The organism is Streptomyces virginiae (assembly GCF_000720455.1).
GTDB lineage: Bacteria > Actinomycetota > Actinomycetes > Streptomycetales > Streptomycetaceae > Streptomyces > Streptomyces virginiae.
Window position 1 is genome coordinate 41,377 of the sequence record NZ_JOAK01000038.1, and the last position, 9,483, is coordinate 50,859.

Sequence of the window (9,483 nt, forward strand, 5' to 3'; positions counted from 1 at the left end):
GGTGGGGAAGAGGGGCGGTTCCGAGGGGAACCGCCCCTCTGTCGTGGGCTGTGGCCGGTGTCCCCTCGGGGCTTAGGCTGACCCACGTACGCAAGGAACTTCGGAAGGAGACCTGGGTGATCGAGCTTGAGGGCGTGCCCGAGCTGATCGACCCGGTCATGGTGGCCGCGTTCGAGGGCTGGAACGACGCGGGTGACGCGGCCTCCGGTGCGGTCGCACACCTGGACCGGGAGTGGAAGGGCGAGGTCTTCGCGGCTCTGGACGCCGAGGACTACTACGACTTCCAGGTCAACCGGCCCACGGTGTGGCTGGACAACGGGGTACGGAAGATCACGTGGCCGACGACCCGGCTCTCGGTGGTCCGGATCGGCGGCGCCAAGCCGCGCGACCTGGTGCTCGTGCGGGGGATCGAACCGTCCATGCGGTGGCGCTCGTTCTGCAACGAGATCCTGGGCTTCGCGCACGAGCTGGGCGTGGAGATGGTGGTCATCCTGGGCGCCCTGCTCGGGGACACGCCGCACACCCGGCCGGTGCCGGTGAGCGGGGTCACCTCGGACGCGGACCTGGCGCGGACGATGGACCTGGAGGAGACCAAGTACGAGGGTCCGACGGGCATCGTGGGCATCCTCCAGGAGGCCTGTACGCATGCCGGCGTGCCGGCGGTGTCGCTGTGGGCGGCGGTGCCGCACTACGTGTCGCAGCCGCCGAACCCGAAGGCGACGCTGGCCCTGCTGAACCGGCTGGAGGACCTGATCGACATCAGGATCCCGCTGGGCGAGCTGCCGGAGGACGCTCGGGCCTGGCAGCTGGGCGTGGACCAACTGGCCGCCGAGGACAGCGAGGTGGCGGAGTACGTCCAGACGCTGGAGGAGGCGCGGGACACCGCCGACCTGCCGGAGGCCTCGGGCGACGCGATCGCGCGGGAGTTCGAACGGTATCTGCGGCGCCGGGATCCGGCGGCGGGCCCGGAGACTGCCACCGACACGGGCTCGTACTTCCGGGACCTCTCCGGCGGGCGCCCCGCGCCGAAGCCGAAGCCGGACGACGCGCCGGACCAGGACGCCCCGCCACGGGCGGACGGCACCGCTGAAGGAGACGGCGGCGCCGACGGCGGGGGCGGCGGGGACACTCCCGGGGCCTGACCGCAAGGGGCTGTCCGGGTGTCAGTGCGCCCTGCTTGGCCCTCCGGTGACCGTCATGCAGTGACGCGGTGAAAGCCCTGCAACGGCGAAGCGCGCCCCCGGCACGAGGCCGGGGGCGCGCTTGTGGCGGTACTGCGGACCTAGAGCGCCACGCCCAGCAGGGCGTCCACGGTGCGGGAGACCAGGCCGGGGGCCGACTCGTCGTCGCCGTCGGTGGCGTTCTGGAGCTCCACCCAGCGGTCCACGGCCGCGAGCGCCGCAGGGGCGTCCAGGTCGTTCGCCAGGGCCTCGCGGACCTCTTCGAGGACCGCGTCCGCCGCGATGCCGTCCGGGCGGGAGACCGCCGCGCGCCAGCGCTCCAGCCGGGCCACGGCCTCGTCGAGGACGGCGTCGGTCCACTCCCAGTCGGCCCGGTAGTGGTGGGAGAGCAGGGCCAGGCGGATCGCCGCCGGGTCCACGCCTGCGCGGCGCAGCGCCGAGACGAAGACGAGGTTGCCCTTCGACTTCGACATCTTCTCGCCGTGCAGGGCGACCATGCCGGCGTGGACGTACGCCTTGGCCATCGGGAACTCGCCCGTCAGCGCCTGGGCGTGCGACGCGCCCATCTCGTGGTGCGGGAAGGCGAGGTCGGAGCCGCCGCCCTGGATGTCGAAGCCCATGCCGAGGTGGTCCAGGGCGATCGCGACGCACTCGATGTGCCAGCCCGGCCGGCCGCGGCCCAGCGAGCCGCCGTCCCAGCTCGGCTCGCCCGGGCGCGCCGCCATCCACAGCATCGGGTCCAGCGGGTTCTTCTTCCCCGGGCGCTCGGGGTCGCCGCCCCGCTCCGCCGAGAGCAGGCGCATCGCCTCGGCGTCGAGGTGGGAGACGCCGCCGAAGTGCGGGTCGGACTCCACCGAGAAGTAGATGTCGCCGTCGAGTTCGTAGGCGGCGCCCGCGTCCCGCAGCCGCTCGACCAGCGGCACGATGCCGGGTATGGCCTCGACGGCTCCGATGTAGTGCTGCGGCGGCAGCATCCGCAGGGCCGTCATGTCCTCACGGAAGAGCGCGGTCTCGCGCTCGGCCAGCTCGGTCCAGTCGTGGCCGTCGCGCAGCGCCCGCTCCAGGAGCGGGTCGTCGACGTCGGTGACGTTCTGGACGTAGTGGACCTGCCGCTTGGTGTCGAGCCACACGCGCTGCACGAGGTCGAACGCGTTGTAGGTCGCCGCGTGACCGATGTGGGTCGCGTCGTACGGGGTGATGCCGCAGACGTAGATGCGGGCGACGGGACCGGGGGCGAGGGTGATCGCCTTCTGGGTCGCGGTGTCGTGGATCTGGAGGTCGCGGCCCTTACCGGGAAGGGCGGGGACTTCAGAAGCGGGCCAGGCATGCATGTGTCGAGCCTAACCGGACTGATGTTCCGGAAACGAACTGGACCAGCACTGTTGTCTTGATCGGCGCTCTTGCGGTCTGGCCGGTTCTGTGCGTGTGCCCGGTGGCCGGTTCAGACCGGTGGCCAGGGGATCGCCGGCCACTGCCCGGACGGCTGCGGATGCCTTCCGGTGCGCAGCATGTGCGCCACCCGCTCCCGTACGGCGGCCAGCTCGGCCGCCGTGATCAGTTCGGCCAGCCGGGTGGCGAGGGGGGCTCCTTCGGCCAGTTCCGCGGCGAGCGCGGTGAGCGCCAGGCGGGCCTCCTCCGTCAGCGGCTCCCCCGCCCAGCCCCACAGCAGGGTGCGCAGCTTGTCCTCGGTGTGGAAGGTCACGCCGTGGTCGATGCCGTAGATCCGCCCGTCGGGCGCGGGCAGCAGGTGCCCGCCCTTGCGGTCGCCGTTGTTGATCACGGCGTCGAGGACGGAGAGCCGGCGCAGCCGGGGGTCGTCGGCGTGGACGAGCAGGGCGGTGCGGCCCTCTCCGACCTCGGCGAAGGCAACGGGCTTCCAGCCCTCACCGGCCTCCTCGCCGTCGACGAGCGCGAGGAGCCCGCCCTCAGGGGAGTCGTCCTGCGGCTGCCGGGCCTCGATCCACTGCTGGACCATGCCCTCGCCGTAGGGCCCGTCGCGCAGCACGGTGGCGGGCACCAGGCCCCATCCGGTGGCCTCGGAGACCAGGTAGGCGGCGACCTCCCGCTGGGCGAGGCTGCCGTCGGGGAAGTCCCACAGCGGCCGCTCCCCCTTGACCGGCTTGTAGACGCAGTCGGTGCTCGCGCCGTCGTGGGTGACGGTGCACAGCAGGACCGCGTTGGACGCCTCGCGGATCCGGCCGACGACGGTCAGCTCGCCCTTGGCGAGCAGTTCCTCCATGTCCCCCTGGCCGGTCACGCCTGGCGCCGGTAGCCGTTCTGGCGCGGGCACACGTGTCCCTCCGGGTCCAGCGGCAGACTGCACAGCGGACACGGCGGGCGGCCGGCGTTGACCACGTCCAGGGCGCGCTTGGCGAAGGCGCGCGCCTGGGCGCCGGTGAGGCGGACCCGCAGCATCGGCGGGCCGTTCTCCTCGTCCTGGAGCAGCCGCTCCTCCGCCTCGGCGAGGTCCTCGTCGGACTCGGCGTCCAGCTCCACCAGGGCCTGGGCCTCGACGATCATCCGCTGTTCCTCGCCGTCCCAGGCCAGGGCCATGGTGCCGACGCGGAACTCCTCCTCGACGGGGACGTCCAGCGGGGCGGTGTCGGCGGCCTCCGTGGGGGCCATGGCGGGGACCGGGGCGTTTCCGCCGGTCCGCCGCACGACCTCGTCCAGCAGCTCGTCCATCCGCTCGGCGAGTGCGGCGACCTGGGTCTTCTCCAGGGAGACGCTGGTGACGCGGGGGCCGGCGGAGGCCTGCAGGAAGAACGTACGGCGTCCCGGCAAGCCGACCGTGCCGGCCACGAAGCGGTCCGGCGGGTCGTAGAGGAACACCTGACGGGGCACGTCCAGTCTCCAAGTCTCGGCGGCGGGGGCGGATCTGCGCCCTTGTGTGGGCCCGTCCACCCTACTGCGCCCTGCGATCACGCCGCGCCCGCGCCGCCCCCCACGACCGCGTTCCCGGAGTCTTCGGATTCCTTGTCGGAGGCGACGGGCTCCGGCGCGGCGGGACGCCGTACGAGGGAGCCGAAGTCCCCGGTGTCGCCCAGGCGGAACACGAACGGGCGGGTCTGCGTGTAGCGGATCGCCGTCACCGAGCACGGGTCGACGTGGATGCGCTGGAAGAGGTCCAGGTGCATGCCCAGGGCGTCCGCGACAAGGGACTTGATGATGTCGCCGTGCGAGCACATCAGGAAGACGGCGTCGCTGCCGTCCCGCTCCTCGATCCGCGCGTTCCAGTCGCGCACGGCGTCCACGGCGCGCGCCTGCATGGCCCGCATGGACTCGCCGCCCGGGAAGGCGGCCGCCGACGGGTGCTGTTGCACGATCTTCATCAGCGGTTCTTCGGACAGTTCGGAGAGTTTGCGCCCGGACCAGTCGCCGTAGTGGCACTCGCCGATCCGCTCGTCCGTGTGCAGTTCCAGCTCGGGCCGCGCGGCCAGCAGGGGTGCCAGGGTCTCCCGGCAGCGCTGCAGGGGGCTGGTGACGGCGGCGGCGAGCGGCACGCCCGCGAGCCGTCCGGGGAGCGCGGCGGCCTGCTCGGCGCCGCGCTCGTCGAGGGCCACGCCGGGGGTCCATCCGGCGAGCAGCCCTGCGGTGTTGGCGGTGGACCGCCCGTGTCGTACGAGGATCAGCGTGGCCATGGGAGCCAGCGTAGGCGGTGCGGGAGGGGTGCGGGGGCGTCGGCGGCGGGGGACAATGTTCGGCGTGATTGTCGACTGCGCGATTTACCGGGACGGTCGCCGTGCCAAGGGGCCGGAGGACTTCTCGGACGCCCTGGACGAGGCCCGGGCGAGCGGTGACGCCTTCCTCTGGATCGGCACGTACGAGCCGACGGAGGCGGAGTTCGATCACGTCCGCCGGGAGTTCGGACTGCACCCGCTGGCGGTGGAGGACGCGCTCAACGCCCACCAGCGTCCCAAGCTGGAGGTGTACGACGACTCGCTGTTCGTCGTGCTGAAGCCGGTGCTCTACGACGAGGACACGGACACGGTGTCCGCGGGCGAACTGATGCTGTTCATCGGCGACTCCTTCGTCGTCACGGTCCGGCACGGCGAAGGGGCCCCGCTGGCCGCCGTGCGCCACCGGCTGGAGCAGGAGCCGGACGTGCTGCGGCACGGCCCGACGGCGGTGCTGTACGCGGTGTCCGACGCGGTGGTGGACCACTACATCGAGGTGGCGGCGGAACTCCAGTCGGACCTGGAGGAGCTGGAGGCGGAGGTGTTCGCGCCGAACGCCTCGGACACCAAGAACACCGCGGCCCGGATCTACGCCTTCAAGCGGCAGGTGCTGGAGTTCCGGCGGGCGACGAACCCGCTGCTGGCGCCGATGGACCGGCTCGCCTTCGGGCAGGTGCCCTTCGTCCACGAGCACGCCCAGCCGTTCTTCCGCGACGTCGCCGACCACCTGACCAAGGCGAGCGAGTACATCGAGGGCCTGGACCGGCTGCTGTCCGACGCGCTGGCCGCGCACCTCGCGCAGACGGGGCTGCGGCAGAACGACGACGTGCGGAAGATCTCGGCCTGGGCGGCGATCGCGGCCGTGCCGACGATGGTCGCGGGGATCTACGGGATGAACTTCGACCACATGCCCGAGCTCCACCGGTGGTGGGGCTATCCGGGGGTGCTCGTGCTCATGGCGGGCGCCTGTCTGGGCCTGCACCGGCTGTTCAAGCGCCGGGGCTGGCTCTGAGGCGCACCTAGGCGAACTCAGCTGCGGTGACGGGTGCGCCGCCGAGGGCGTTGCGCCGCTCGGGCATCCGCAGGTCGACCATCCGGTGCCAGCCGCTGAAGCGCTCGTACGCGTACATCGCGCGGATCCCGGCGGCCAGCAGGGCGGCCTTCGGCGCGGGCCAGTGCAGCAGCCGCCCCATGTGGTCCATGACGGCGAGGCTCACGTCGCGGTAGACGGCGATCTCGGCGAGGGCGCTCTCGCGCAGCACCCGCTGGATGGTCCGGCCGTGGCCGGCGCGGGCCAGCCGCAGCAGTTCCTCGTGGCAGTAGGCGAGGTGGTTGCCCTCGTCGTTGCTGATCATGTGGATGGCCTTGCCCACCTCGGGGTGGTCACCGAAGTACCTGACCAGCATGTCCATCTGGTCGGCGGCGCGCTGTTCGGTGACGCGGCTGTGCGCGAGGTAGACGACGATGTCCTCCTCGCTCAGCGCCTCCCGGCGGCGCAGCTTGTCGTGGGCCAGCCCGATGCCGCGGCGTTCGAGCAGCATCGTGTAGTCGGTCTCGGGCGGTACGGGGACGGCCTCCAGGCCGCGTTTGCGCAGCAGGGCGTGGAAGATCCGGCCGTGCTTGTCCTCGTCGGCGCCGTGCCGGGTGATCTTGGGCGCCAGGTCGCGCATGCCGTCCGGGACGAGAGCCGCGATACGGGCGTTCTCCCAGCCGCCCTGGGCTTCCCCGCTGGCGGCGATGGAGCAGAACAGCTGGAAGGAGTCGTCGTGGTCGACGATCTCCTGGAACAGGCTGCGGGCAGAGAGCATGCAACGAGTCAAACGCCGGTGCGGGGGGCGGGCAACCGAGGGGTGGCACTACTCGTCCGAATGAACGAACCGCCGGGTCGGGCCGCGGTGCGTAACCCCTTGGCCGTCCGGCGCGTTGTTGGCTGTGTCGGCCGTGGCGGGGAAGACCCCCCGAGCCCCCACCACGGCCGCAGAGCTTTCAGGCGGCATCCGGCGCCCGCCGCCCGGACCCGGCTCAGGCGAGGCCCGCGAGCTCCATGGCCTCGGTGCCGGCACGCAGGGCGGCGATCCGCTCGTCCAGGGTGAAGCCGGCCGGCGCCAGCGTGAGGGTGGTGACCCCGGCCTCCGCGTAGGCCCGCATCCCGTCGGCGATCCGCTCGACGGGGCCGAGCAGCGTCGTCGAGTCGATCAGCGAGTGCGGGACGGCCTCGGCAGCGCCGTTCTTGTCGCCGGCCAGGTACTTGTCCTGGATCTCGGCGGCTTCCTTCTCGTAGCCCATGCGCTGGGCCAGCTGGTTGTAGAAGTTCTGCTTCCGGCTGCCCATGCCGCCCACGTACAGGGCGGTGTAGGGGCGGAACATGTCGGCGAGGGCGCTCACGTCGTCGCCGAGGGCCAGCGGCACGGTCGGGCAGACGTCGAAGCCGTCCATCGTCAGCCCGGCCTTCTCGCGGCCCGCCCGGATGTGGGTGAGCGCGGTGGCCTCCAGGTGCTCGGCGGCCGGGAAGATCAGCAGGGCGCCGTCGGCGATCTCGCCGGTCTGCTCCAGGTTCTTGGGCCCGATGGCGGCGATGTAGAGCGGGATGTGCTCGCGCTCCGGGTGCACGGTCAGCTTGATCGGCTTGCCCGGGCCGTCCGGCAGCGGGAGGGTCCAGTGCTCGCCCTCGTAGCTCAGCCGCTCGCGGGACATGGCCTTGCGGACGATCTCCACGTACTCGCGGGTGCGGGCGAGCGGCTTGTCGAACTTGACGCCGTACCAGCCCTCGGAGACCTGGGGGCCGGAGACGCCGAGGCCGAGCCGGAAGCGGCCCTTGGTGAGCGAGTCGAGGGTGGCCGCGGTCATGGCGGTCATGGCGGGCTGGCGGGCCGGGATCTGGAGGATCGCCGAGCCGACGTCGATGCGCTCGGTCTGGGCGGCGACCCAGGCGAGCACGGTCGGGGCGTCGGAGCCGTAGGCCTCCGCCGCCCAGCAGACGTCGTAACCCAGGCGGTCGGCCTCCTGGGCGACGGCGAGGTTGTCGGCGTCCATGCCCGCGCCCCAGTAACCAAGATTGATGCCGAGCCGCATGTGTCGTCCCCTTACCGGTTTACCGATCAGTAACGTTGGTGTGCGGGGACTGTAGCGCGCCAAGGTCCTCCGCGTCAGCGCCCCAGTAGTCTCAGCGCTCATGGAGCAGAGGCATCTCGGCCGCACCGGACTGCGCGTCTCCCGGATCGGCCTCGGCACCCTCACCTGGGGCCGCGACACCGGCGAGGAAGCCGCCGCCGAGCAGGTGAAGACGTTCTGGGAGGCGGGCGGCACGCTCGTCGACACCGCCGACGTGTACGGCGGCGGTGAGGCGGAGTACCTCCTCGGGCGGCTGGTGGGCGGGCTCGTCCCGCGCCGGGACCTGGTGATCGCGACGAAGGCGGGCAGCGTCCCGGACCCGGACCGGCGCTTCGACGGCTCGCGGGGCCATCTGCTCGCGGCCCTGGACGACTCGCTGGACCGGCTGGGCACCGACTACGTCGACCTGTGGCAGGTCCACGCCTTCGATCCGGCGACGCCGGTGGAGGAGACCCTGCAGGCCCTGGACCTGGCGGTGAGCAGCGGCCGGGCCCGGTACGCGGGGGTGGCGGGCTTCTGCGGCTGGCAGCTGGCGAAGGCGGCGACCTGGCAGCTCGCGGCCCCCGGGGTACGGACCCGGATCGCCTCGACGCAGATGGAGTACTCGCTGCTCCAGCGCGGGGTGGAACGGGAGGTGCTGCCGGCCGCGCTGGACCTGGGGGTCGGTCTGCTGCCGTCGTCCCCGCTGGGGCGCGGGGTGCTGACGGGCAAGTACCGGGACGGCACCCCGGCCGACTCGCGGGGCGCCTCGGAGTCCCTGGCCGCGCTGGTGGAGCCGTACCTCGACGAGGCGGCGGGCCGGATCGTGGACGCGGTGGTGACGGCGGCCCAGGGCCTGGCCGTGACCCCGCTCCAGGTGGCGCTGGCATGGATCCGAGACCGGCCGGGGGTGGTCGCGCCGATCGTCGGCGCGCGGACGTCGGCGCAGCTCGCGGCGGCGTTGTCGGTGGAGGAGCTTAGTCTTCCGGAGGAGATCTGCCGTGCGCTGGACGACGTGTCGGCGCCGGAGCACCGCTATCCCGATCAGGACTGGAGCACGCTGTGAGTACGGACCGTCAGGCCGAAGCCGCCACCGCTGACGCGGATGACCCGGCGGGGTCGCAGGCCGACCCGGACGGACCCGAAGCCGCCACCGCTGACGCGGAAGACCCGGATGGGGCGCAGCCCGCAGGCGAGGCGGATGCCGCTGACGCGGAAGACCCGGATGGGGCGCAGCCCGCAGGCGAGGCGGATGCCGCTGCCGCGGATGGCCCGGATGGGGCGCAGCCCGCAGGCGAGGCGGATGCCGCTGACGCGGAAGACCCGGATGGGGCGCAGCCCGCAGGCGAGGCGGGCGCCGCTGACGCGGCAAACCCGGATGGGGCGCAGCCCGTAGGCGAGGCGGGCGCCGCTGCCGCGGAAGACCCGGATGGGGCGCAGCCCGCAGGCGAGGCGGATGCCGCTGATGGCCCGGACGGCGCACAGACCGAGGGCGGGGCGGGCGCCGCGGGCGGCGGAGCCGGCGGCGCTGAGGC

10 protein-coding genes are annotated in these 9,483 nt (G+C 72.7%); 3 read left to right on the plus strand and 7 right to left on the minus strand.

Features of this window, described 5'->3' with window-relative positions; genetic code table 11:
• Positions 1-116: 116 nt before the first annotated feature.
• Positions 117-1,142, plus strand: coding sequence for a PAC2 family protein (locus IG86_RS0134250; RefSeq protein ID WP_045937266.1), 1,026 nt, complete (start codon positions 117-119; stop codon positions 1,140-1,142).
• 140 nt (positions 1,143-1,282) lie between these two features.
• Here the strand turns inward: IG86_RS0134250 and mshC are convergent, their stop codons facing one another.
• From mshC to IG86_RS0134270, 4 genes are all read right to left on the minus strand, one after another.
• On the minus strand, positions 1,283-2,512 hold the full coding sequence (mshC, locus tag IG86_RS0134255; RefSeq protein WP_030655896.1) for a cysteine--1-D-myo-inosityl 2-amino-2-deoxy-alpha-D-glucopyranoside ligase: 1,230 nt from the start codon (positions 2,510-2,512) through the stop codon (positions 1,283-1,285).
• Between the two features lie 110 nt (positions 2,513-2,622).
• Entirely contained in the window at positions 2,623-3,471 is an 849-nt protein-coding gene (locus IG86_RS0134260; protein WP_173429256.1) for an SCO1664 family protein, read from the minus strand.
• The gene (locus tag IG86_RS0134265; RefSeq protein ID WP_030833328.1) at positions 3,435-4,025 is read right to left on the minus strand and encodes a DUF3090 domain-containing protein; all 591 of its coding nucleotides are present in this window, start codon (positions 4,023-4,025) and stop codon (positions 3,435-3,437) included. The genes IG86_RS0134260 and IG86_RS0134265 overlap by 37 nt, the downstream gene beginning before the upstream one ends.
• Positions 4,026-4,102: 77 nt before the next feature.
• Entirely contained in the window at positions 4,103-4,822 is a 720-nt protein-coding gene (locus IG86_RS0134270) for a histidine phosphatase family protein (RefSeq protein ID WP_030833325.1), read from the minus strand.
• Positions 4,823-4,877: 55 nt separating this feature from the next.
• Here IG86_RS0134270 and IG86_RS0134275 point away from each other — a divergent pair, with 55 nt between their 5' ends.
• Positions 4,878-5,870 (plus strand): magnesium and cobalt transport protein CorA, encoded by a 993-nt coding sequence (locus tag IG86_RS0134275; protein WP_030833322.1) that lies wholly within the window; start codon positions 4,878-4,880, stop codon positions 5,868-5,870.
• 7 nt (positions 5,871-5,877) lie between these two features.
• On the opposite strand, the gene IG86_RS0134280 is transcribed toward IG86_RS0134275, so the two are convergent.
• Both IG86_RS0134280 and IG86_RS0134285 read right to left on the minus strand, forming a co-directional pair.
• A complete protein-coding gene (locus tag IG86_RS0134280) occupies positions 5,878-6,666 on the minus strand; it encodes a hypothetical protein (RefSeq protein WP_030833319.1) in 789 nt (262 codons plus the stop codon).
• 214 nt (positions 6,667-6,880) lie between these two features.
• Positions 6,881-7,930, minus strand: a complete 1,050-nt coding sequence (locus IG86_RS0134285; protein ID WP_030902161.1) for an LLM class F420-dependent oxidoreductase — start codon at positions 7,928-7,930, stop codon at positions 6,881-6,883.
• 100 nt (positions 7,931-8,030) lie between these two features.
• On the opposite strand from IG86_RS0134285, the gene IG86_RS0134290 reads away from it, so the two are divergent.
• Positions 8,031-9,014: an aldo/keto reductase gene (locus IG86_RS0134290; protein WP_030833313.1), complete on the plus strand. Its 984-nt coding sequence runs from the start codon at positions 8,031-8,033 to the stop codon at positions 9,012-9,014.
• Here IG86_RS0134290 and IG86_RS0134295 read toward each other — a convergent pair.
• Positions 8,993-9,483 (minus strand): hypothetical protein (locus tag IG86_RS0134295; RefSeq protein WP_030902162.1); only part of this gene is annotated, 491 nt, incomplete at its 5' end. The genes IG86_RS0134290 and IG86_RS0134295 overlap by 22 nt on opposite strands.

Excerpts from the sequence above, each read along its gene's own strand:
- IG86_RS0134285 (WP_030902161.1), bottom strand. The coding sequence starts at position 7,930 with ATGCGGCTCGGCATCAATCTTGGTTACTGGGGCGCGGGCATGGACGCC.
- IG86_RS0134280 (WP_030833319.1), bottom strand. The coding sequence starts at position 6,666 with ATGCTCTCTGCCCGCAGCCTGTTCCAGGAGATCGTCGACCACGACGAC.
- IG86_RS0134270 (WP_030833325.1), bottom strand. The coding sequence starts at position 4,822 with ATGGCCACGCTGATCCTCGTACGACACGGGCGGTCCACCGCCAACACC.
- IG86_RS0134275 (WP_030833322.1), top strand. The coding sequence starts at position 4,878 with ATGTTCGGCGTGATTGTCGACTGCGCGATTTACCGGGACGGTCGCCGT.
- IG86_RS0134290 (WP_030833313.1), top strand. The coding sequence starts at position 8,031 with ATGGAGCAGAGGCATCTCGGCCGCACCGGACTGCGCGTCTCCCGGATC.
- mshC (WP_030655896.1), bottom strand. The coding sequence starts at position 2,512 with ATGCATGCCTGGCCCGCTTCTGAAGTCCCCGCCCTTCCCGGTAAGGGC.